Origin of the sequence: Campylobacter sp. MIT 12-8780 (assembly GCF_006864535.1) — a bacterium.
Taxonomy (GTDB): Bacteria; Campylobacterota; Campylobacteria; order Campylobacterales; family Campylobacteraceae; genus Campylobacter_D.
On sequence record NZ_QHLL01000007.1, the window covers coordinates 29,188 to 51,059 of the forward strand.

Below are 21,872 nucleotides of genomic sequence, written 5' to 3' on the forward strand. Positions count from 1 at the left end.
GGAAAAAAATTGCAAAAAATCATACTCGTAGGCAAACCAAATGTTGGTAAATCAAGCCTTTTTAATAAAATCATCAAAAAACGTCTAGCCATAACTAGTGATATAGCAGGCACGACAAGAGATACAAACAAGGCAGAGTGTGAAATTTTGGGTAAAAAAGCCTTGCTTATCGATAGTGGTGGGCTTGATGAGAGTAATGAGCTTTTCAAAGCTGTGCAAAAAAATACACTAAAAAGAGCTCAAAATGCTGATATTATCTTGTATTTAGTTGATGGTAAAAAGCTGCCTGATGATGAGGATAAAGCCTTTTTTTATAAGCTTAAAAAGCTAAATAAGCCTATGGCTTTGGTGATTAATAAAGTAGATAATAAAAAAGATGAAGAAAGAGCTTGGGAATTTGTAAATTTTGGGCTCAAAGAAGTTTTTAATATCTCTGTAGCTCACAGCACAGGCTTTGATGAGCTTTATGAATGGCTTGCTAGCTTGCTTCACGAGCCTTTTTTGCAAGCTGATGAGGAAGAAAATTTAGAGGATTTTTTAGAACATTTTGAGCAAAATCAAGAAGGAGAATTTGAGTTTAAAAACATCGATGAAAATCACATCAAAGTTGGTATAGTAGGACGCGTAAATGTCGGTAAATCAAGCCTTTTAAATGCTTTAGTTAAAAGCGAGCGAAGCGTAGTAAGTGAAGTGGCTGGAACCACCATCGATCCAGTGAATGAAAGCTTAGAATACAAGGGTAAAATCATAGAATTTGTAGATACTGCAGGCATTAGAAAAAGAGGGAAAATCGCTGGACTTGAACGCTTTGCCTTAAACAGAACTGAAAAAATGCTAGAACAAGCACAAATTGCTCTTTTAGTGCTTGATTTAAACGAGGGCTTTAATGAACTTGATGAACGCATAGCTGGGCTTATTAGTAAGCATTATCTAGGCGTTATCATCGTGCTTAATAAAATCGATATTAGCGAGTATGAATATGATAAAGTCATCAAAGAACTTAAGCTTGATCGCTTTAAATTCCTTGCCTTTGCACCAATTATTAGCATATCAGCCAAAAGTGGTAAAAGAGTGGGGATTTTGCTTGATAAAATCCTAGAAGTCTTTGAAAACTTCACTCAAAAAATCCCTACTTCAAAGCTAAACGAACTTATACAAAATGCGATAAAAGCTCACCCCTTACCGCATGATAAGGGAAAATTAGTTAAAATTTATTATGCAGTGCAGTATGACTTAGCCCCACCAAAAATAGCCCTTGTGATGAACCGCCCAAAAGCCTTGCATTTTAGTTATAAACGTTATTTGCAAAATCAAATCCGCAAAAGCTTTAAGTTAGACGGCGTGCCTTTAATCCTAGCCAGTCGTAAAAAAGGCGAAAAAGATGAAGCATAACATCATCTTAATCGGCTTTATGGGCTGTGGCAAAAGCACTATAGCTAAGGCTTTGGCTAAAAAGCTTAATTATAAACTTTTAGATACAGACGCCTTTATAGAGCAAAAAAATCAAGCGAAGATTAAAGAACTTTTTGAAACTAAGGGTGAGGACTTTTTTAGAAATGAAGAAAAAGCCCTAGCACAAGAATTACACAATTTCAAAAACTATGTCATCGCCACAGGTGGAGGCTTTCATAAGGCTTTACTTGAGGATAATAACCAATATGTGGTGTATTTAAAAGCTCATTTTAACTATATCAAAGCTCGTTTAAGCAAAACTAGCCTTGAAAAACGTCCCTTGTTTAAAGATGAAAAAAAAGCAAGAGCACTTTACAAAGAAAGGCTAGCAGAGTACGAAAGCAAGGCAAATTTAATCATTTGCACCGAACACAAAAGCGTTTTACAAATCGTTACAGAAATCATGAAAGGGTATAAATGAGAATTTTAACAGGAATTCAGCCAAGTGGAAATTTGCATTTGGGAAATTATTTTGGCTCGATTAAAGCCATGCTTGAGGCTCAAGATAAGGAGGATATGTTTATTTTCATCGCTGATTATCATGCAATGACAAGCGTGCAAGATGGCACAAAGCTTTATGAAAACAAACTTAAGGCTGCTGCGGCTTTTCTTGCGCTTGGTATAGATGAGAACAAATGCACTTTTTGGCTGCAAAGTGATGTTAAAGAGGTTTTAGAGCTTTACTGGATACTTTCTCAATTTACGCCTATGGGACTACTTGAACGCGCTCATAGCTTTAAAGACAAGATAGCAAAGGGCTTAAATGCAAGTCATGGGCTTTTTTCTTATCCTGTTTTAATGGCAGCTGATATTTTGCTTTTTGAACCAAAACTCGTACCAGTAGGAAAAGATCAAGTCCAACACCTTGAAATCACACGCGATATAGCCTTGAAATTTAACAATGAATTTGGCGAGGTTTTTAGCTTGCCTGAAGCCTTAACTGATGAGGTTTTAGCTGTGGTGCCCGGAACTGATGGGGCTAAGATGAGTAAAAGCTATAAAAATACTATCGATCTTTTTGCTGAAGAAAAAACCCTTAAGAAACAAATTTCAGCTATCATTACAGATAGCACCTCCCTAGAAGAGCCAAAAGACTGGCAAACTTGCAATGTCTTTGCCTTAGCTAAGCTTTTTTTAGATGAAGCTGGGCAAAATGAGCTTAAAGCAAGGTATGAACGAGGGGGCGAAGGCTATGGGCATTTTAAGCTGTATTTAAATGAACTTGTGCTTGAGTATTTCAAGGAAGCAAGAGAGAAATTTCAAAAACTTATCAATGATGAAAAAAAACTTAAGGAAATTTTAGAATTTGGAGCAAAAAAAGCAGGTAAAATCGCCAAAGAAAAAATGCAAACAATTTATGCTAAAATAGGACTTTAGGAGAAAAAATGCTAGATTTAAAAACTTTAGAAAAAGATTTTGAAAATATAGCTTTAAAGCTTGAAAACAAAGGTGTTTCAAAGCAAGTTTTAGGCGAGCTTAAAGAGCTTTTTAAAGAGCTTAAAAAACAAAGAGAAGACTTAGAAAATTTACAAGCCTTTCAAAATAAATTCTCAAAAGAGCTTGCAAATACTGAAAATAAAGAAGAATTAAAAGCAAAGTTAAGCCAAAACAAAGCTAAGATAAGCACACAAAATGAAAAGGTAAAAGAGCTTGAAACAAGCCTTGAAGAACTAGCCTTTAGCGTGCCAAATATCCCTGATGAAAGCGTTGCTATAGGCAAAGATGAGAATGAAAATATCGAGCTTAAAAAGGTGCTTGAGCCAAGAAAATTTGACTTTGAGCCAAAAGAGCATTTTGAGTTGGGTGAAAAGCTTGATTGGCTTGATTTTACAAGGGGAGTAAAGCTGGCTGGTAGCCGTTTTTGCGTGCTTAAAAATGAAGCTGCCTTGCTTAATAGGGCTTTGATAAATTATATGATAGATTTTAACCGCTCAAGGGGCTTTGAGCTGGTAAATGTGCCCTTTTTAGCTAATGCAAATACCATGTTTGGCACCGGACAATTACCTAAATTTAAAGATGATATGTATAAGATAGAAGATGAGGATTTATATCTTATCTCAACGAGCGAGATTGCACTGACAAACCTTTTTAATGATGAAATTTTAAAGGCTGAGGATTTACCTATCAAAATGACAGCTTATAGTGCTTGCTTTCGTAAAGAAGCAGGCTCTGCAGGACGTGATACAAGGGGCATGATAAGACAACACCAGTTTGAAAAAGTGGAGCTAGTAAGCATCACTAAGCCTAGTGAGAGCGAGGCGGTGTTTAATGAAATGCTTGAGTGCGCGAGTGATTTACTTAAAAGCTTAGGTTTAGCCCACCGCCATATGCTTCTTTGCACCGGTGATCTTGGCTTTAGTGCAGCAAAAACTATCGATCTTGAAGTATGGCTACCCGGACAAAATAAATACAGAGAAATTTCCTCAGTTTCAAACTGCAAGGACTTTCAAGCCAGAAGAGCAAAAATCCGCTTTAAAAATGAAGTTGGCAAAAATGAACTCGTGCATACGCTCAATGGCTCAAGCCTAGCAGTAGGACGAACCTTAATCGCCATCATGGAAAATTATCAAGAAAAAGATGGCAAGATCAGTGTGCCTGATGTTTTAAGAAAATACCTTTAAAGGATACAAATGGCTGAAGAAGAGGTCATACTTAAAGAAAAAGAAGAAACAAGCGGTGGCTTTTCAAGAAGCGGTGGTGAAGAAAATGGCTCTGGTTTTTCAAGGAGTGGGGGTGAAAAACAAGATGATTCAAGCTTTGAAGAAGCTCCAAGGGAGAAAAAATGGTATGAAGATACTAAATTTGTCTTTATGCTAGCCGTTTTACTCGGTGTTGTAGCTATCTTGCTTGTCGTTTTATCTTTTTTATCCTCCCAAAAAAGCGAACCTAGCGGAGTGATCATTCCCACAACGCCACAAGCTCCTCAAGCTAGTGTTGATAATGAAAGCCTTCAATTTGATATGAGTAAAATGGATAGTATGATACAAAAGGCAAATGCTTTATACTTGCAAGGTGAAAGAGAGCAAGCCTTACAAGTTTATGAACAAATCGCCCTTTATAGCGAGGCTTTATCAAATTATAATCTTGGCGTTTCTCAAATGAATCAAAATAATTACGCTCTTGCGCTTGAAAGCTTTAAAAAAGCTATTGAGGGCAATGAAAACCAAACTGTTTCAGCCATAAATGCTGCTGTATGTGCCTTGCACCTTAATGATATAGCTAAATTCCAGTATTATCTTGATCTTGCTTATGTGTATTTGCCAAATGAAGGCAATTCTAAGCTTTTTAATTATTATTTAAGCCTCATTAATTACTATAAAGGCTTTTATCCAGAAGCCTTGCAAATGCTCCAGCTTACAAATGATGAAAGTTATGTGGATAATGCGAGGTATTTAAGTGCAAAAATTTATGCAAAAATGGGACTTGATGCCAAAGCTTTAGAAAATTTACAAAAACAAGGGAATTTCGAATCAAGCCTTTCTCAAGGACTAATTTATGCAAGAATGGGAGATTATGCTAGAGCAAAAACTGCACTAGAAAGGTCTTTAAAGATTGACAAAGAACGCAACCAAAGCATAGCGGCTTTAAATTTGATCGATCTTAAAACAGGCAAATATCAAGATATGCTCTCAAGGATAAGAGCTTTTTATCAAGGTGCTGAAAAAACCACACTTGACACTTACAAAATAAAAGTAAGGCTTAAAAAAGAACTTTTTGATATACAAATCGCTCAAGATAATTTTTCTAAGGACTTTTTACAAGATAAAAAAGCCCAGGCGGATTTTTTGTTTTATTTTGCACCTTATCAAGTTTTTGACACCAAACAAGCTGCAAATTATATCAATAAAGCCAATGTTGTGGATTTTTTAGAGGATAAAAAAGATGGTATAGAGCTTTTAAACGCAAGCCAAATGCTTTCTTCTGTGAATGTTAAGCTTGCTAAAATCATCTCAAAAGTCTTTGAAAGTAAACTCAAAGAAGCAAATAATGATTTTAAAACTTTACTCAATAGCTACCAAGAACACAGCATTTTACACTATAATCTTGCTTTAAGCTATGCTCAACTTCAAAACTATGATCTTGCATATAAGCATTTTTCAAGTTCATATCATTTAGATCCAAAAAACTACGCAGCTGGAGCTTTTGCGGTGTTGACTGGAAATTTAAGCCAAAAAAGCACTATTAGACTTGTCAATGAAATCAACGAAAATATTAGCGTTGATGATGAATTTAAGGCAAATGTTTATCAAAATATCTTACTTTTTGCAAACAATGATAATGCCGCAATGCTTCCTTTTTTAGATGACAATACCGAATCAAGCCCTCTAAGCTTTATGCTTAAAAGCATTATCGCTAAAAACAATGGGCTTTATAATCAGATGGACGCACAGCTTGCAAGGCTTAAAAATGCTGCAAAAGATGATATTTTAGCTGATATCTTGCTTTTTAACGCTCAAAATTCAAATCTTAATATCAAAGAATACGCCCAAAATGCACAACTTCACTTTAAAAATATAGAACTCAATTATAAAGCTTTAGCTGGCGGAGCCAATCTCATCCGCGAAAACTATATAAACTTAATGCGAGTTTCAGGCTTACTTAATCAAGAAAGAGAAAAGATCAAAGAAGAACTCGCCTTAGGCATGCAAGATGAAGCTGGGCTAAGCGCTATTTTAGCGTATATGGATATTTATGCAGGGCTGTATGCAGAAGCATATGCTTTGTATGATACCTTAATCAATGATTTTAATCACAAAGACTCAACGACTTATTTTCTAGCCGCAGTTGCAGCCATTGGCTCAAACAACCCAAATGCTGCCATTGCGCTTTTAGAGCTTGCAAAGCTTGAAGATGAGAGCAACCAAGAAGCAAGAGTAGCTTTAGGCTTACTCTATCAAGAGGTGCAAAACTATGAGCCTGCTTTATATCATTACGGACAAGTGGAAAATAATTTTCAAAGTAGATTTTTTACTTTTGACTTAAGATGATTGTTTGTTTAAGTCTTATTTACTTATCTTAAATATAATAAGCGCCTTAAATCAACAATAAAGGAAAAAAATGAAAAAAATACTAACACTTAGCGCTGTGCTTGCATGTATGCTTCATGCTGAAATTTTAGTGTATGGTCCCGGTGGTCCTGCTCCAGTTTTAAAGGAACTTGCCTTAGAATTTGAACAAAAACACAAAGAAAAAGTAAATATCACAGCAGGACCAACTCCAGCTTGGATACAAAAAGCCAAAGCTGATGCTGATCTCATCTTTTCTGGCAATACCTCTATGATGGATAGCTTTATTAAAGCCATGCCAGATGAGCTTGAATATAAAAATATACAAGTCCTTAACATCCGCCCATCTGGCATTATAGTGCGCCCTAACAATCCTAAAAAGATTAAAAACTTTGAAGATTTGCTCAAAAAAAATATTAAAATCATGGTCGTTGATGGAGCTGGACAAGTAGGACTTTACGAAGATATGGCACTTAAAACTGGCAAAAGAGAAAATTTAGTCGCTCTACGCAAAAATATAGTTTTATATGCTAAAAATTCAAAAGAAGCTCTTGAAAGCTGGAATAATAATAAAAACATAGACGCTCTTATCATCTGGTCTCATTGGGCAAAAGTTTTAGAAGGTAAAGCTGAATTTGTGAAGTTAAGTGAAGAATCAGTCATTTATAGATCATCAGAAATTATCCCTACAAACAAGGGGCTAAAAAATAAAAAAGCACTTGAATTTGTGAAATTCATACAAAGCAAAGAAGCTCAAAAAATTTGGCAAAAATATGAATGGCTTGAAAAATAATTTTGAAGTTTATTAAATCCCCTAAAAAGGGGATTTCTTAAGCTTTGATATCTACAGCATTGCCGCCTAGCTCTTCTATCCTTGCGCTTACTTTTTCAATTGCCTTAGTAATAGTATCTTGGCTGATCTGAGGAAGAGCTGAACCCCACATCTTTTCAGCTTGTTTAAAGCCTTGCTTCATACCTTCAAAGCCTTTTTGAAGCTTTTCAAGATCATTACCAGCCCCTTGTATGACAAAATCAGCTATTCTATTTGCTGTATTTTCCACACCAAAAAAGCCATTTTCACCGATTAAAGCATTAAGCTCATTTTGATTCATCGACAAAGGATTTTTGCCTGTGTAGCCAATAGCTGCAAAATCAACATTTGAAAATGCTGTAGCTGCTTTTGCGATATTATCCGCACTGCTACCAAAATTCCCTAAAAGTCCTAAAACTCCACTTTGAGAGCTAAAATTTCCAAAACTTGAGCTAAACATTTCTTGCTGAAATTGAGCTATATAAAGCTGAGTAATACCTTTACCTCCGAGCTTTGAGAGCTTTTCTAGATTGTCTTTGCTTAGCTCACTTGTGTTTAAAGACTCCGTATTTTTTGCGCTTGTATCACTTGCTTTTTTAGCACTTGTTGCAACGCCTGAAGTCGTTGTTAAGGTCGAATCTACTTGCATCCTTTTTTCCTTCCCTTCCTTAAATTTCATAAAGTATAAGCAATATCGACAAAAAACAAAAAAGCTTTAGTATTTTTATTACGAATGATTAACTTAAGTGCTTTATAATTTTTACTTATATAACACAATTTATTCATAGAAATACTCCTTAAAAATGAGCCTTTGTTTGGATTAAAGTCCTTCAAAGGCTTTTTTTATCTCATCTTTTTCATCTTTGAGTTTTTGTTTTTGGGCTTTATACTCATTTTTACTCATCATAGATTTGTTATTTTCAAGTACTTTAAGCTGAATTTCAAGCGCTTTTAGTCTTTGTTCTTTCTCAAGCTTATTTTGAGCCTTTTTATCATAAAAAAGTGGATCGCTTGCGCAATCTTCTTGAATTTGTTTGATTACAAATTCAAGCTTTTTACTCTGCGCTTCGTTTTTGTGAAGTTTGGCAAATTCAAGTTCTTTGTTAAGCTCTTTAAGCTTAAGTTCGCATTGAGTGTTTGCAAAAGCAAGACTTGCAGTTAAGATACTTAAAGCTACAACTTTCATCATTTCATCTCCTTTTTTTAGGCTAAATTTGCTTTGACTTTTTCAAATAATGCCAAAACTTTACTTTGAATGTCCTTAGCCTGTTCTAAACTTGTAGCTTCAAAGCGAGTGATGAGGTAAGGGCTGGTATTTGAAGCACGCAGCAAAGCCCAACCATAGCCAAAATCAATCCTTGCTCCATCAATCTCACAAAGTCCTTTCACGCCCTCAAGCTCACCTTTTTCAACTGCTTTTTTAAAAGCCTCCACAAGTGCAAATTTCTCCTCTTCACTGACTGCGATTTTAAGCTCATCACTAGTATAAAGCTTTGGCAAAGAAGTGATCATACCCTCTAAATCAAAACCCTTGTGGATAAGCTCAAGAGTGCGTAAAAAGGCATAAATTCCATCATCATAGCCAAAATATCTATGTTTAAAAAAGATATGTCCGCTTACTTCAGCGGCTAAGTCTATGTTTTGCTCTTTCATCATTTTTTTGATATTTGAATGCCCTGTTTTTCCCATGAAAATTTCACCAAATTTTCCTACCTCATCAAAGAGATTTTTTGAGCATTTTACCTCGCCTAAAACGCGTGGATTTGGGATATTTTTAGCAAACAAATAACAAAGCTCATCCCCACAAAAAATATGTGTTCTACTCAAAGCCACCATTCTATCAGCGTCCCCATCAAAAGCAAAGCCTATATTTAGGCTTTGATCCTCTCTTAAAAGCTCTTGCAGGGCTTGTAAATTTTCTTTTTCAGTTGGATCAGGAGCGTGGTTTGGAAACTGTCCGTTTGGCTCTGCAAAAAGCACTTTTGGCTTTAAATTTAAAGCCTTCATCAAAGGCTCTATCACAACCCCACTTGCTCCATTAGCACAATCAATAGCAAAATTATATTCAAAGCCCTTTAAATGCTTAAATTGCTCGCTCATAAAATGTATATATAAACTCAATATATCATACTCTTCACAGCTTTCATTTGTAGGAATTTCCTCATCTAAATGAGCCTCAACTTCCTTGCCAAAGGCTTTTAACTCAGCTCCAAAAAAGCTTTCTTTGCCTATAGTGATCTTAAAACCATTATAATCTTTTGGATTATGAGAGCCAGTAATCATAATATTTGCATCAAATTTTAAGCCCTCATAAAGCGAAAAATACCCAAGCGGAGTAGGCACAAGCCCAAGTTTATACACTTTAATGCCAGCTTTGTTTAAGCCACTTACAAGATAGCTAAAAAACTCTTCATTACTATACCTTGCATCATAACCAACACTGACATTTTTACACTTTTTCTCAAGCATTTTAAGCCCTAGTAAAAAGCCTATGACTTTAACACTTTTTTCATTAAGCTCTTTGCCATAAAGCCCTCTTATATCATACTCTCTAAAGATCACGCTTAGCATTTTTATCCTTTTTTCTTAAATTTTCTTTGAAATACAAACGATTTTCTGCTACAATTTTACAATATTTTACTTAAAGGAAAGATTTAATGGAAAACGAAGAAGCAACGAATGGTGAAGAGAAAAAGAAAAAAGGCGGTTCTTTAGTTCTTATCATCGTCATTTTTTTATTTGTTTTACTCCTTGTGGTTATCGGTGCGATCGCTTTTTTAATGTTTTCTGCTCCAAGTGATGAAAGTGCAAATGTAGCCACCACAGCAAGCGCAAACACAGCCACAACAACTGGTTCAGCCGCAAGTAAAAACGCAGCCGCTCCTACGCAAAGAAGTAGTGATTTTGCAAATATAGGTCCTATGTATCCGCTTCAGCCTTTTACTTTAAATTTACTCAGTGATGGTGGGGCAAGATATGTTAAATGCACTATTCAGCTTGAGCAAAATACCGAGCTTTTGCAACCCGAGCTTGAAAAGAAAAATGCTATCATAAGAGATATCATCATACGAACACTGACTTCAAAAACCTTTGAAGAAGTCAGCACCACAAAGGGCAAAGAAAGATTAAAAGATGAACTTGTAGGCAGAATCAATGAGGTTTTAACTGATGGCTTCATTAAAAATATCTATTTTACAGATTTTGTTGTTTCTTGATGAGAATAGGTTGTGATCTAGTCTCTATCAAACGCATAGAAAGGCTATTTAACAAACAAGCTTTTTGGGATAAGTTTTTAAGCAAGAACGAGCAAGAATATATCAAAAATCCAGCTTCTTTAGCTGGATTTTGGGCTGCTAAAGAAGCTGCGAGCAAGGCTTTAGGGGTTGGTATAAGCAAAGAGTGTAGTTTTTTTGATATGCAAATTTACAAAGACACAAAAAACGCTCCAAGACTTGAATTTTCAACCCGAATCAAAGAAAAATTTCACATTCAAAGCACAAGTTTAAGCATTAGTCATGATAGTGGCTTTGCTATGGCTGTTATACTCATCAAATGCTAAAGATAAATTTTCATTTTGGCATTTGATAAGAACAATTTAAAATATTCTTAAATTCATCTTTCATAAATATTTTGTTTAAAATTTTCTCTTGTATTCAATACCGATTTTATTTGATTTCAATAAGTCTTATTGTTTAGTTTTTATTTTGTTTTGAATAAAATTTAATCAAAAATGGAGTATTTTAAAAAAAGTAATGTTATAATTGCTGATGAATTTTATAAATTTATGGAGGGGAATTAAGGTGAATAAAACACTCTCAAGTTTAGTTTGGATTTTAGTCGCTGTCATTGCGGCTTGGTGTTTTGGTGTGGTTGCACTCAAACAAGGTGAAACCATTAGTGCGATTTGGATCGTTGTTGCTGCTGTGTGCGTTTATATGATAGGATATAGATTTTATAGCCTATTTATCGCACAAAAGGTGTTTGAACTTGATGATAATCGTGCCACACCAGCGGTATATAATGGTGATGGCAAAAACTATGTGCCAACAAATAAGATCATTTTATTTGGGCATCATTTTGCTGCTATTGCTGGAGCTGGTCCTTTAGTAGGTCCTGTTTTAGCCGCTCAAATGGGATACTTGCCAAGTATGATTTGGCTTTTAGTTGGCGTTGTTTTAGCTGGAGCCGTGCATGACTTTACTGTGCTTTTCCTTTCAATGAGACGCAAAGGAAGATCGCTTGGCGAGATGATCAAAGATGAAATGGGTAAAGTTACCGGCGGTATTGCTATGGTTGGCATACTTTTCATCATGTTTATCATCGTAGCCATTCTTGCTATGGTTGTGGTTAATGCTCTTGCTGAATCAGCTTGGGGGCTTTTTGTTGTGGCAGCGACTATTCCTATTGCGATATTTATGGGAATTTATATGCGTTTTATCCGCCCGGGTAGGATAGGAGAAACTGGTATCATCGGCTTTATCCTCCTTATCGTCGCTCTTTGGTATGGACACAGCATAGCTGATGCAGCGCATCCACTTCATCATTATTTCTTGCTTGATAAAAAACTTCTTGCTTTAATCGTGATTGGTTACGGCTTCATCTCATCTTTGCTTCCGGTGTGGTTTTTCCTTGCTCCAAGAGATTACTTAAGCACCTTCTTAAAAGTAGGCGTTATCGCTATCATGGCGATTAGTGTTATCATTGTAAATCCTGATTTACAAATGCCAAGCGTTACTAATTTCATTGATGGCAAAGGCACGGTTTTTGCAGGTTCAATTTTTCCTTTTCTTTTCATCACTATAGCATGCGGTGCGATTTCAGGCTTTCACGCTTTAGTCTCTTCAGGCACCTCACCAAAAATGCTTGAAAAAGAAACGCATGCGCGTATGGTAGGATATGGGGCTATGCTTATGGAAAGTATGGTTGGTATCATGGCTTTAATCGCAGCGTGCATACTTGAGCCTGGACTTTATTTTGCGATCAACACTCCGCTTAACACTCTTGATCCAAATGCGACAACCGCACTTTTAGGACAGGCTGGAAGCCCGGATTTAGCAGTAGTTGAGCAAAACTTAAAAACTATTTTACAAAATGCTGGCTTTACACTTGATTCAACAGCGCTTACTACGCCTTATGATCAACTTATCCCAGCAACAGCAGCTCAAATTGGCGAGCAAACTATAGTCTCAAGAACAGGTGGAGCACCAACTTTTGCGGTAGGTTTAACACATATCTTGCATAAACTTCCTTTTATCGGTGGGGAACACACAATGGCGTTTTGGTATCATTTTGCCATACTTTTTGAAGCGCTTTTCATCTTGACTGCCGTTGATGCGGGCACAAGAAGTGGTAAGTATCTTATCCAAGATATTTTAGGCAATATCTATAAACCAATGGGTGATACAAGCTCTGTGTATTATGGCTTTATCGCTTCTGTATTTTGTATAGCTGGTTGGGGATATTTGCTTTATCAAGGTGTTATTGATCCAAAAGGTGGAATTTTCACACTTTGGCCTTTATTTGGTGCAGCAAATCAAATGCTTGCGGGCATCGCACTCTTACTTGCAACGGTTGTGCTTTTCAAAATGGGTAAAGCAAAATACTCTTTTGTTACTATAGTTCCAGCATTTTGGGTGCTTTTAACCACACTTTGGGCATCTTTCCAAAAACTTATGCCGATGAATGGCGAAGCTGTGCATGATGCGGTAAGCCATGTGGCTGCGGTGCAAAAAGCTTTGGCTGTGCTTAATGATCCAAATGCGACACAAAGAGCTTTAGAAGCAGCACAAATTAATTTCCATAACAATTTACTTGATGCTGTGCTTTGCGGCTTGTTTATGATCGTTGTTTTTGTAGTGCTTTTTGAAACAATCAAAATTTGCTATTACACCTACAAAGGACAAGGACAAAGATGGCCACTTAGTGAAGAACCTTATCATAAAGCAAGTGATTATTCTTACTCACTTTCAAGCTCTCATTAAGGCAAAAGTGAATGGGAACAGCTTTAGTAAAGCGAAGCAACACCCTGCCAGCCCCTTTGGGGCTTGACAGGGAGAGCTTGCTTGATAAATTTAAAAAACTCTACAGAAAAAGTGATCGCTTTATCAACTTGCTTGTGGGAATGCCAAGTTATGACAAATATGTCGAGCATATGAAAACAAAGCACCCAGATCAAGAAATTCTTTCAAGAAGTGATTTTTTCAAAGAAGCTCTTGATGCAAGATACAATGGCGGTTTTACGCGTTGTTGCTAAACTCATCAAAGCGGGCGTGTAAAAGTTCTTCTAAGATAGTGGTAGCATAAGAGCCTTTTTGCAAGAAAAATTCCAAGCAAAAATGTGCCTTTTGCTCATCATATCGACAACAAGCTGCTTCTAAAAAACTCCACGCAAAGCGTCTTGAGCCTTGCATTTTACTTTTGAATGTATAAAAATCATGATAAATTTCATCTTCTAAGTTTTGAGCCAAACCCTCTTTGCACTCAAAAGCTTTTACACCAAGTAAAAGTCCCATAGGACTTAGTTCTTTGTTTAAAAAACGCTTGATTTCTGTATCCAAATCCTCACACAAAAAACATTTACCAAAAGGATAATGCCCCAAAACCTCGTTTTCAAGGAGTTTAAAAAACTGCTTTTGCTCTACAATCTTTCTTGCTCTAGCCTCATCAAGTTTATAAATAAGTGCAAATTCTTTAAGGCTAAGTTTGCTAGCAAAGTGTGATAACTCAACTCTTTTACTCAAATAACGATTAAAAAGTTCGCTTTGAAAAGCCGAGATAAAAAAATCACTCATTTTTTTATTTTTTAGCTTTTTTCCATGCAAAATTTCAAGCCCTAGATTAAAATTATCCTTAAATTTGCCAAAGCGTTGATAGCCAAAATAATTTGCAAAACCTTGCTCCTTAAGTGCCTTAAAAGCATTTTCAAGCTTGATAGCCTCAACTTTTCCTACTTTCTTAAGCCTGATAAAAAAAGAATTGCCTTTCAAATGCCCGATTTTGAGCTTATTTTTATGCAAAAAAGTATTTTTAATCTCAAGTTTTTCGTGCTTAAACTCCAAAAGCCTTGATTCAAAACTGCGAGGAAGCGATAAAAACTGCGTTGTATAGCCTTGTTTGTCTTTAAGCCCAGCATAACCAAAATCACGCATTTTTGCACCCAAATGCTCGCTTAAAAGCCTTAAAGCCTCATGTGTGCTTAAGTCCTTTTTAGCGATTTCAAAGACTAAATGCTCGCCCTCACCGCTAAATTCATACAAAGGCACTTCACGCACCACAAAATCTTTTGAATTTTTACTAAAATACGCCTTTATAGGACTATGATTAAGCGTAAAAACGGGCTTAAAAATGGTGTTCTTTTCCTCTAAATTCATATCTTCCTTTCTGTGCTTGCCCAAAAATAGTGATCTTTGTGTGTGTTTTTCGAGCCATTTTTTCTATAAATTCTTTGTGTTTTGGCTCAAAGGCAAAAAGAATTTCATATTCCTCGCCACTTTCTAGCTCGTCTTTGCTTAACTCACAAAGCCACTTAAGCCCAAGTTTATTTAAACCCAAAAGCCTTGATAAATCTTTGCTTAAACCATCTGAGATATCCATCGCACAAGAAAGCTTAGAAGCAACGCTATAAAAAAAATCTTGCCTTAGCTTTGGCTTAACAAAGCGATGATTTTTATCAAGCTTTACACCTTTTTCGCATGCTCTTAATCCTTGCAAACCCTGCCCGAGTTTTCCTGTAAAAGCAAGCAAATCGCCTTTTTTTAAGCCTGTTCTCAATACTGCTTTTTTGCGAATTTTTGAAATAAGTGTGATTGAAATAGCGATTTTGTCAAAACTTATCGTATCGCCACCAATGATTTGAATTTGAAAATCTTTAGCTGCCTTTAAAAAGCCTTTTTGTAAGGATTTGATCTCATCTTTGCTGATATCTTTTGGTAAAGCAAGTCCTAAAAGAGCGTATTTAGCCTTAGCATTCATCACTATGGCATCTGAGATATTCACGAGCATGGCTTTGTATGCGATTTGTTCTAAATCAAACCAAGTCCGCTTAAAATGCACGTCCTCAAAAAACAAATCCTTTGAAAAGCAATACTTACCAACAACAGCACCATCATCTCCGTTTTTAGCGTTTTCAAAGGCTTTGATGATTAAACTTTCTTTATCCATAAGCCGCATTATAGCTAAAAAGCTTGAAAATACTCTTTGAAAATTGCTGGAATTTAAGGAAAAATAAGACAAGTATTAAAGTGAGTGCTAAAAATGGGGCAGGGTTTTATCCTCCCCATTTTTTGATTTTATAAGCCTATAACACCGACGCGAGTTTGATTTAAATTCGCATTTTCTGCGATATCAAGCATAGCACTTGCGTAGTCTTTATAGCTTACTTTGCTTTCGCCTTTTGCGTTTGTTTCAAATACTTCGCCGATGATTTTGTATGAGTTTGTAGCAGGAGCTTCAAAGTCAAACACAGCTGCTGGGCATACATACACCCAATTAAAGCTTTTTTGTCCTCTTAAAACGCCCAAAACTTCAGCTGTAGCATTTGCCACGCCTTTAAATTCATCTGGAAAATCTGGCGTATCCATAAGTCTTGTAGTGTGGCTTTGATCAAGATATAAGCTTCCTGCACCACCTACAACAAGGAATTTGGCTTTATTGTTTTGCAAAAGTGACACTAAATGATCGATATGTTTTTTGTGTAAGCTTAAGTCCTTCCACTCCCCAAAAGCATCAACGATCACATCAAAGCCTTCTAAATCCGCCTTTTGCAGAGCAAAGATATCTTTAACAACAACTTTTAAATTCGGCTTTTCTTCAAGCTTGTTTGCGCTTCTTACAAAAGCCGTAACGCTATATCCTCTTTTTAAGGCTTCTTCTACGATGAGCCTACCTGATCTGCCACTTGCGGCTAAAACTGCGATTGTTTTCATTTTTTCTCCTTTTTTATGTGTTTGTGTAAAAGCTGGTATTGCTCCTGCAGTAATCACTGCTAAGCCTGCCAAGCTTTTTTGTAAAAACTTTCTTCTTGAAAGCTTATTCATCTTTTCTCCTTTAAATTTAAAGCTAGCTTACTCACTCAAAGTGATGATGAAAATTTATCAAAGTCAGTTTCAAAAGTCAAGAAGGCACTTTTTTATTCTATACTATCTTTTTAGTAAGTATTATGGAAAATTAAGCAAATACAAGCTATAATTTTTTTAAATTTTTTAAAAAAGGAAGTAAAAATGAAAGCGTATTTTTCTCCATGTCCTGTTGAAACAACCTTAAATCTCATCGGCAATAAATGGAAAATGCTTATTATAAGGGATTTGATGAATGGAGCCAAACGCTTTAATGAACTGCAACGTTGTATAGGAGCAACAAAAAATCAAAGCATATCTCAAAAAGTTTTAACACAAAACTTAAGAGAGCTTGAAAGCGCAAAACTTGTCAAAAGAAAAGTATATGCAGAAGTGCCACCACGAGTGGAATACTCACTTACTGAGCTTGGTTTAAGCTTGGATAGTGTGTTTAATAGTCTTGTAAATTGGGGTGAGTATTATAAAAAACTTGCGTAATAAAAGCTACTCTAAAAGCCCTTTTACGCGGTAATTAAGTTGCCACCAATCAAGCTCGTCATAAAGCTTGAAAAAATCTTGTTTTTCATTCGCAAAGCTTTTATTTGTTGGCATAAAAAAATGATCTTTAAACTCATATCCTATTTTTTCAATGCCCCCCCCCCTAGCAAAAAATCCGTGCTTATCAATATAAAGACTATCATTAAGAGCAAAATTATACCTTTCATCACTTGCGCTATCAAACAAATTGCGTCCGCCAAGCGTGAGATACTCATACTCTTTCAAGCTCAAAGCATAAAGGGTTGGAAAAATATCTTTGTGCGAGCCAAGCACCTTTTCATCAAAATGAAGCTGTGCTGAAAGTTCTTTTGGTATATACATATAAAGTGGCACAGCGTGCATAAGTAAAGGATTTTCAAGCACAACATCACGACTAATATGATCGCCACTTCCTGCGATGATCGTGTTTGAAGCAAGTTTTGAAGCTTTAAGCTGAGAAATAAACCGCCCAAAGGCATCACTTGCGTAAGTGAATACACCAAGCATAGTTTTGATTTTTTCTTGTTCTTCATACTTGAAAAACTGCGTTTTGCCCTCAAGCTTGTATTGTGGAGCATTAAAATGAGCTGGTAGGGTAAAAGGTGGGTGATTTGTCGTTGTAAGCATAGCGATAAAAGTGGGTTTTGTGGCGTTTTCAAGCAACTCAAAAGCAAGTTTATACGCATACTCATCAAGCACGCCATAAGTGTTTTTTGAGTCATTGCTCTCTTTAAAATACTCCATTATATAGTTACTATCATACACCGCATCAGTGCCTAAAACACTTGCATAATCGCCTAAATTTTGCCACGAGCGATTGCCTGTCGTGATAAAAATGACTTCATATCCAGCCTTTTTATATATATCAAAAGGCGTAAAAGCAAGCTTGGTGTTTTTAGCTTGTCCTAAGGAGATATTCGCACTTGCAGAAAGAAAAAAGAGTTTGGAAAAAGAAGGAGCTGTGCCATTAGCAGAAGATAAAAAACGCATAAAAGTAAAATCACTCTGCCCTTCTTTTGCTTTTAAACCAGCTTCAAAATGCTGCCTAAATTCGCCCAAAAGATCAAAGTCTTTTACATCATCAAGATAAAGCATATTTGTGCCAAAACTTTCCATTAAAACCGCGACAACATTCATAGGCTTTTGTATCTTAAATGGCGAAGTTTCTTTAAAAAAGATAGGAAAAAGCTTTTCTTCAAGAGCTTTACCCTCGCTAAGTTTGACTTGATGAAAATTTTCTTGCTCTTTATAATGCTTTAAAGCCCAGCCAAAAGCGATGATAGGATTTGTAGCGATATGATTTACCAAAGGATTTTTAGAGATATGGTGCATATCCTCGCGCAAAGGAAAAGTGCCAATGCTCCCACGCACACCAACGACAAGCAAAACAATCACTAGCGCATTTATAATCACACTTAAAATAAAGCTTTGTCTTGCAAAAGAAAGCAAAAGTATCTTTTTAGCAACAAAAGCACACACAAATGCGTATAAAACGCACACAAAAGTAATGACAAGCACAGGATAATCTTGCCAAATGATCTTTAAAATCGCAGCCGTATCATCATCTTTTAAACCAAAGATAAAAACATCTATCTTAGTATGATAAGCTTTAAAATAATAAAATCCCCCAAGCGCGCTAAAAGCGACAAAAGCAGCAAAACAAGCCACTATAAAAATAATAAATTTTTTATCAAAAGAATTTGAAAAAAAGACGGAGTTAAAGCCCTTTGAAGCAAGAAAGCACGCAAATTTTTGCTTTAAAAGCACGATGTAACCCAAACACAAAATAACTAAAAGCATAGGGCTAATCGCTCTCATATCTAGCAAAAAGCCCATTTTATAAAGAGCAAATATCTCATCTAAGTCAAGGTGAGGCAAAAAAGCAAGATCAAGGCTTAAACGCATGATAAAAAAGCTCAAGGCAAAGATGAGCGCAAAAACAAAGCATAAAAGTAAAAAATTTCTATGAGTAAGCATTTACTTCCTTAAGATAAGAGCAAAGACTCATAAAATAGCTTAAACTCTTAATTTTAAACTTTAGTATATCAAAAAAAGCAAAATATCTATTTTAAAAATGCTTTTGAGTTGCAAGATTTTTAGCTAAAAATGCACCAAATTTAAGATTGGCAAATAAAAATATCATAATGACGCTTAAGATATATTTACTCGGTGATAATAAGCGTTTTGTGCTATAATTGTCATAAATTTAAATTTAAGGATACCAATGCCAGAAAAATCCGCACGAGTGTTAATCGATGAGCTTTTAAGCAAGGCTGGTTATGTTTTGTGTAAATTTGAGGATTTTCAAAATTCTAGCTTACATTTGACAGCAAATGTTGCGGTGATGGAATTTATCTTTGATGATGATAAGCGGGCTGATTATGTGCTTTTTGTGGATTCTAAGCCAGCAGCTATCATTGAAGCAAAAAAGCAAGGACTAGCACTAAGTGGAGCAGAAAGTCAAAGCAAGGGCTATGCCGATAAATACGGCATTTTTCTTTGCTATGAAAGCAATGCTAATGAAATTTATTTTACAAACTATAAAGAGCCAAACGCAAGAGCAAGAAGGCTTTTTGCTTTTCATAACCCAAAAGAACTCAAAGAGCTTATAAACGAGCAAACTAGCCTTAGAGCAAGACTTCATGATATTTTACCTCTTGAGCGTTTAAATTTACGCCAGTGTCAATTTGAAGCTATAAACAGCCTTGAAAATTCGCTTAAAGCAGGCAAGCAAAGAGCCTTGATCCAAATGGCAACAGGAGCTGGCAAGACTTTTACGGCTTGCAATTTTACCTACCGCCTTTTTAAATACGCCCATGCTAAACGCATTCTTTTTCTTGTGGATAGAAACAACCTTGGCTCACAAGCAAAAGCAGCATTTGATGATTTTAATCCACCAAATTCAAAGTATAAATTTTCACAAATTTATGAAGTAAATCACCTCACAACAAACACTATTGCAGATGATTCTAAAGTCGTTATTACCACGATTCAAAGGCTTTATTCTATGCTTCAAGGCGAGCTTGAGTTTAATGAGGAGCTAGAAAACAGCTATCAAAGCGATAAAAAGACAAAAGAAGTTGTTTATAATCCAAATCTTGGCATTGGCTTTTTTGATTTTATCATTATCGATGAGTGTCATAGAAGCATTTATGGCGAGTGGAGGCAGGTTTTGGAGTATTTTGATGCCTTTCTTATAGGGCTTAGCGCCACGCCTTCAAAACATACCATAGCCTTTTTTGATCAAAACTTAGTCTCAAGCTATACGCTTGAAGAGTCCATCATCGATAAGGTTAATGTAGATTATGAAATTTTGCGTATAAAAACACAAATCAGCGAAAATGGTAATATCATCAAAAAAGACTGCGAATTTGAAGTGCCTGTGATGAATAAAAACACAAGAAAGATTGAGTATGAAGAGCTAGATGAGGATTTAGAATACGATAAAAAAGATTTGGATTCTAGGATTTTAGCTCCAGATCAAATCCGCACCATTTTGCAAGCCTATAAAGACAGCATTTTTACCAAGCTTTATCCACAACGAGAGGCAAATTTTGATCTTATCCCAAAAACTTTAATCTTTGCAAAAGATGATAATCACGCTGAAAATATCACAAGGATAGCAAGAGAAGTCTTTAACAAAGGCAATGATTTTGTAAAAAAGATCACCTATAGTGTAAGTGGAGTAAATGCAGGCGATCTGATAAATGAATTCCGCCACTCTCAAAGCTTTAGAATCGCCGTAAGTGTGGATATGATAGCTACTGGAACAGACATCAAGCCCCTAGAAGTGCTTATCTTTATGCGTGATATCAAATCAAGTGCGTATTATGAACAAATGCTAGGGCGTGGGGCAAGAAGTATAAGCGATGAGGACTTGCAAGAAGTTACGCCAAATGCAGACTCTAAAACGCATTTTTATGTCGTTGATGCTATAGGCGTAACTGAGAGTGAAAAGCACCACACTAGAGTGCTAGAGCAAAAGCATTATATGAGCTTTAAAGAGCTTTTAAACGAGCTTAAACAGCCAAACCCAGCTAAAGAAATCCTAACCAGCCTTGCTTCAAGGCTCATTAGAATCACAAACAAGCTTGATGAAACCGATATGGAAATTTTGCAAAGCTTTATCCCAGAGCCAAGCTTTGATATAAACTCAAATGATGAAGTGGAAAATAAAAACGATGATAAGCAAGCTTTAACAGCTCCTCAAAGCCTAAATACCATAGCAAGCGAGCTTTTAAACTTAGCTGATGAGTTTGAGATAGAGGATAAGCCAAATAATGAGCCTTTAAATGAGAAAAACTCGGCACAAAAAGAAAGCTCAAATAAAGAAATTCTCAAACTCTTTCACAACGAAAAATTCACAAACAAACTCCTAGAATTTGCACAAAAATCAAAGCTTTATATCGATATAGCCGGCAAAGATGAGCTTATAGAAGCTGATTTTAGCAAGGAAAAATCCCAAAATTTGATTAATGACTTCACACAATTTATCTTGCAAAACAAAGATGAAATCACAGCCCTACAAATCATTTATTCACAAAACTACGCAAAAAGACATTTAACTTACGAGCTGATAAATGAGCTAAGTAAGAAGCTAAGGGCTGAAAATTTCGATATAAACAAGCTTTGGAATGCTTATACTATGCTTGAAACTAAAAAAGTAGCAAAATGCAAAAATCCAGCCAAAAACCTAACAAATATAATCCAGCTTGTCCGCTTTGCCCTAGGACAAGATAAAATCTTGCAAGATTTTAGCAATCTAGCAAATTCTCGCTACAATCTTTGGCTTGGAAGATGTATCAAAAAAGGCATTGATTTTAACAAAGAACAACTTGAGTTTTTAGAGCTTATAAAAGACTATATAGCGATGAATGGTTGTGTTATCATACAAGATATACAAGCAATCTGCGAGGATATGGGCGGAATTTATAGAGCAAGAGCGATTTTCAAAGAGGATTTGGATATAATCCTTGAGGAATTAAATTTGGCTTTGGTGGGTTAGTATTTAAA

The 21,872-nt window shown here is 35.8% G+C and carries 19 protein-coding genes; 12 read left to right on the forward strand and 7 right to left on the reverse strand.

All coding sequences use genetic code 11. The features are described 5' to 3' along the window. The first annotated feature begins 9 nt into the window (after positions 1-9). The 6 genes from der to DMB95_RS06445 all read left to right on the forward strand — a co-directional run bounded on the left by der (position 10) and on the right by DMB95_RS06445 (position 7,251). Positions 10-1,392, forward strand: a complete 1,383-nt coding sequence (gene der / locus DMB95_RS06420) for a ribosome biogenesis GTPase Der (RefSeq protein WP_142931393.1) — start codon at positions 10-12, stop codon at positions 1,390-1,392. Continuing rightward, positions 1,382-1,873 (forward strand): shikimate kinase, encoded by a 492-nt coding sequence (locus DMB95_RS06425; RefSeq protein ID WP_137632583.1) that lies wholly within the window; start codon positions 1,382-1,384, stop codon positions 1,871-1,873. The genes der and DMB95_RS06425 overlap by 11 nt, the downstream gene beginning before the upstream one ends. After that, entirely contained in the window at positions 1,870-2,829 is a 960-nt protein-coding gene (trpS, locus tag DMB95_RS06430; protein ID WP_142931394.1) for a tryptophan--tRNA ligase, read from the forward strand. Before DMB95_RS06425 ends, trpS begins: the two co-directional genes overlap by 4 nt. An 8-nt stretch (positions 2,830-2,837) precedes the next feature. Next, positions 2,838-4,073 carry a serine--tRNA ligase gene (gene serS / locus DMB95_RS06435; protein ID WP_142931395.1) on the forward strand — a complete coding sequence of 412 codons (1,236 nt, stop codon included), beginning with the start codon at positions 2,838-2,840 and terminating at the stop codon, positions 4,071-4,073. Positions 4,074-4,082: 9 nt separating this feature from the next. Further along, a complete protein-coding gene (locus tag DMB95_RS06440) occupies positions 4,083-6,440 on the forward strand; it encodes a tetratricopeptide repeat protein (RefSeq protein WP_137632580.1) in 2,358 nt (785 codons plus the stop codon). 70 nt (positions 6,441-6,510) lie between these two features. Continuing rightward, positions 6,511-7,251 carry an extracellular solute-binding protein gene (locus DMB95_RS06445; protein WP_137632579.1) on the forward strand — a complete coding sequence of 247 codons (741 nt, stop codon included), beginning with the start codon at positions 6,511-6,513 and terminating at the stop codon, positions 7,249-7,251. A 37-nt stretch (positions 7,252-7,288) separates the two neighbouring features. On the opposite strand, the gene DMB95_RS06450 is transcribed toward DMB95_RS06445, so the two are convergent. From DMB95_RS06450 to DMB95_RS06460, 3 genes are all read right to left on the reverse strand, one after another. Then, positions 7,289-7,918, reverse strand: a complete 630-nt coding sequence (locus DMB95_RS06450; RefSeq protein WP_137632578.1) for a hypothetical protein — start codon at positions 7,916-7,918, stop codon at positions 7,289-7,291. 171 nt (positions 7,919-8,089) lie between these two features. After that, positions 8,090-8,458 carry a DUF1090 family protein gene (locus tag DMB95_RS06455; RefSeq protein ID WP_137632577.1) on the reverse strand — a complete coding sequence of 123 codons (369 nt, stop codon included), beginning with the start codon at positions 8,456-8,458 and terminating at the stop codon, positions 8,090-8,092. Between the two features lie 14 nt (positions 8,459-8,472). Then, complete coding sequence (locus DMB95_RS06460) at positions 8,473-9,840, reverse strand: phosphomannomutase/phosphoglucomutase (RefSeq protein WP_137632576.1); 1,368 nt, start codon at positions 9,838-9,840, stop codon at positions 8,473-8,475. An 86-nt stretch (positions 9,841-9,926) separates the two neighbouring features. Here DMB95_RS06460 and fliL point away from each other — a divergent pair, with 86 nt between their 5' ends. The 4 genes from fliL (at position 9,927) to kcuS (ending at position 13,522) form a co-directional block, all read left to right on the forward strand. Continuing rightward, the gene (gene fliL / locus DMB95_RS06465) at positions 9,927-10,484 is read left to right on the forward strand and encodes a flagellar basal body-associated protein FliL (protein ID WP_137632575.1); all 558 of its coding nucleotides are present in this window, start codon (positions 9,927-9,929) and stop codon (positions 10,482-10,484) included. Next, on the forward strand, positions 10,484-10,828 hold the full coding sequence (acpS, locus tag DMB95_RS06470; RefSeq protein WP_142931396.1) for a holo-ACP synthase: 345 nt from the start codon (positions 10,484-10,486) through the stop codon (positions 10,826-10,828). The genes fliL and acpS overlap by 1 nt, the downstream gene beginning before the upstream one ends. A gap of 241 nt (positions 10,829-11,069) precedes the next feature. Beyond that, complete coding sequence (locus DMB95_RS06475) at positions 11,070-13,250, forward strand: carbon starvation CstA family protein (protein ID WP_142931397.1); 2,181 nt, start codon at positions 11,070-11,072, stop codon at positions 13,248-13,250. A gap of 11 nt (positions 13,251-13,261) precedes the next feature. Continuing rightward, positions 13,262-13,522 carry a KCU-star family selenoprotein gene (gene kcuS / locus DMB95_RS06480; RefSeq protein WP_137632572.1) on the forward strand — a complete coding sequence of 87 codons (261 nt, stop codon included), beginning with the start codon at positions 13,262-13,264 and terminating at the stop codon, positions 13,520-13,522. Here kcuS and truD read toward each other — a convergent pair. The 3 genes from truD to DMB95_RS06495 form a co-directional block, all read right to left on the reverse strand. Next, positions 13,506-14,639, reverse strand: a complete 1,134-nt coding sequence (gene truD, locus DMB95_RS06485; protein ID WP_142931398.1) for a tRNA pseudouridine(13) synthase TruD — start codon at positions 14,637-14,639, stop codon at positions 13,506-13,508. The genes kcuS and truD overlap by 17 nt on opposite strands. Next, on the reverse strand, positions 14,608-15,429 hold the full coding sequence (locus DMB95_RS06490) for a thiamine-phosphate kinase (RefSeq protein ID WP_142931399.1): 822 nt from the start codon (positions 15,427-15,429) through the stop codon (positions 14,608-14,610). The genes truD and DMB95_RS06490 overlap by 32 nt, the downstream gene beginning before the upstream one ends. Positions 15,430-15,557: 128 nt before the next feature. Beyond that, the gene (locus tag DMB95_RS06495; protein WP_142931472.1) at positions 15,558-16,193 is read right to left on the reverse strand and encodes an SDR family oxidoreductase; all 636 of its coding nucleotides are present in this window, start codon (positions 16,191-16,193) and stop codon (positions 15,558-15,560) included. A 294-nt stretch (positions 16,194-16,487) separates the two neighbouring features. Between DMB95_RS06495 and rrpB the strand changes: the two genes are divergently transcribed. Beyond that, entirely contained in the window at positions 16,488-16,820 is a 333-nt protein-coding gene (gene rrpB, locus DMB95_RS06500; protein ID WP_142931400.1) for a MarR family transcription factor RrpB, read from the forward strand. Between the two features lie 6 nt (positions 16,821-16,826). Here rrpB and DMB95_RS06505 read toward each other — a convergent pair whose 3' ends face one another. Next, entirely contained in the window at positions 16,827-18,836 is a 2,010-nt protein-coding gene (locus DMB95_RS06505; protein ID WP_142931401.1) for an LTA synthase family protein, read from the reverse strand. A gap of 247 nt (positions 18,837-19,083) precedes the next feature. On the opposite strand from DMB95_RS06505, the gene DMB95_RS06510 reads away from it, so the two are divergent. Then, positions 19,084-21,864 (forward strand): type I restriction endonuclease subunit R, encoded by a 2,781-nt coding sequence (locus DMB95_RS06510; RefSeq protein ID WP_142931402.1) that lies wholly within the window; start codon positions 19,084-19,086, stop codon positions 21,862-21,864. Positions 21,865-21,872 lie beyond the last annotated feature (8 nt).

What these genes read in the sequence shown, in the direction of transcription:
- DMB95_RS06425 (WP_137632583.1), top strand. Translation starts at nt 1,382, where the DNA reads ATGAAGCATAACATCATCTTAATCGGCTTTATGGGCTGTGGCAAAAGC.
- trpS (WP_142931394.1), top strand. Translation starts at nt 1,870, where the DNA reads ATGAGAATTTTAACAGGAATTCAGCCAAGTGGAAATTTGCATTTGGGA.
- serS (WP_142931395.1), top strand. Translation starts at nt 2,838, where the DNA reads ATGCTAGATTTAAAAACTTTAGAAAAAGATTTTGAAAATATAGCTTTA.
- DMB95_RS06440 (WP_137632580.1), top strand. Translation starts at nt 4,083, where the DNA reads ATGGCTGAAGAAGAGGTCATACTTAAAGAAAAAGAAGAAACAAGCGGT.
- DMB95_RS06445 (WP_137632579.1), top strand. Translation starts at nt 6,511, where the DNA reads ATGAAAAAAATACTAACACTTAGCGCTGTGCTTGCATGTATGCTTCAT.
- DMB95_RS06450 (WP_137632578.1), bottom strand. Translation starts at nt 7,918, where the DNA reads ATGCAAGTAGATTCGACCTTAACAACGACTTCAGGCGTTGCAACAAGT.
- DMB95_RS06455 (WP_137632577.1), bottom strand. Translation starts at nt 8,458, where the DNA reads ATGATGAAAGTTGTAGCTTTAAGTATCTTAACTGCAAGTCTTGCTTTT.
- DMB95_RS06460 (WP_137632576.1), bottom strand. Translation starts at nt 9,840, where the DNA reads ATGCTAAGCGTGATCTTTAGAGAGTATGATATAAGAGGGCTTTATGGC.
- fliL (WP_137632575.1), top strand. Translation starts at nt 9,927, where the DNA reads ATGGAAAACGAAGAAGCAACGAATGGTGAAGAGAAAAAGAAAAAAGGC.
- acpS (WP_142931396.1), top strand. Translation starts at nt 10,484, where the DNA reads ATGAGAATAGGTTGTGATCTAGTCTCTATCAAACGCATAGAAAGGCTA.
- kcuS (WP_137632572.1), top strand. Translation starts at nt 13,262, where the DNA reads ATGGGAACAGCTTTAGTAAAGCGAAGCAACACCCTGCCAGCCCCTTTG.
- truD (WP_142931398.1), bottom strand. Translation starts at nt 14,639, where the DNA reads ATGAATTTAGAGGAAAAGAACACCATTTTTAAGCCCGTTTTTACGCTT.
- DMB95_RS06490 (WP_142931399.1), bottom strand. Translation starts at nt 15,429, where the DNA reads ATGGATAAAGAAAGTTTAATCATCAAAGCCTTTGAAAACGCTAAAAAC.
- DMB95_RS06495 (WP_142931472.1), bottom strand. Translation starts at nt 16,193, where the DNA reads ATGAAAACAATCGCAGTTTTAGCCGCAAGTGGCAGATCAGGTAGGCTC.
- rrpB (WP_142931400.1), top strand. Translation starts at nt 16,488, where the DNA reads ATGAAAGCGTATTTTTCTCCATGTCCTGTTGAAACAACCTTAAATCTC.
- DMB95_RS06505 (WP_142931401.1), bottom strand. Translation starts at nt 18,836, where the DNA reads ATGCTTACTCATAGAAATTTTTTACTTTTATGCTTTGTTTTTGCGCTC.
- DMB95_RS06510 (WP_142931402.1), top strand. Translation starts at nt 19,084, where the DNA reads ATGCCAGAAAAATCCGCACGAGTGTTAATCGATGAGCTTTTAAGCAAG.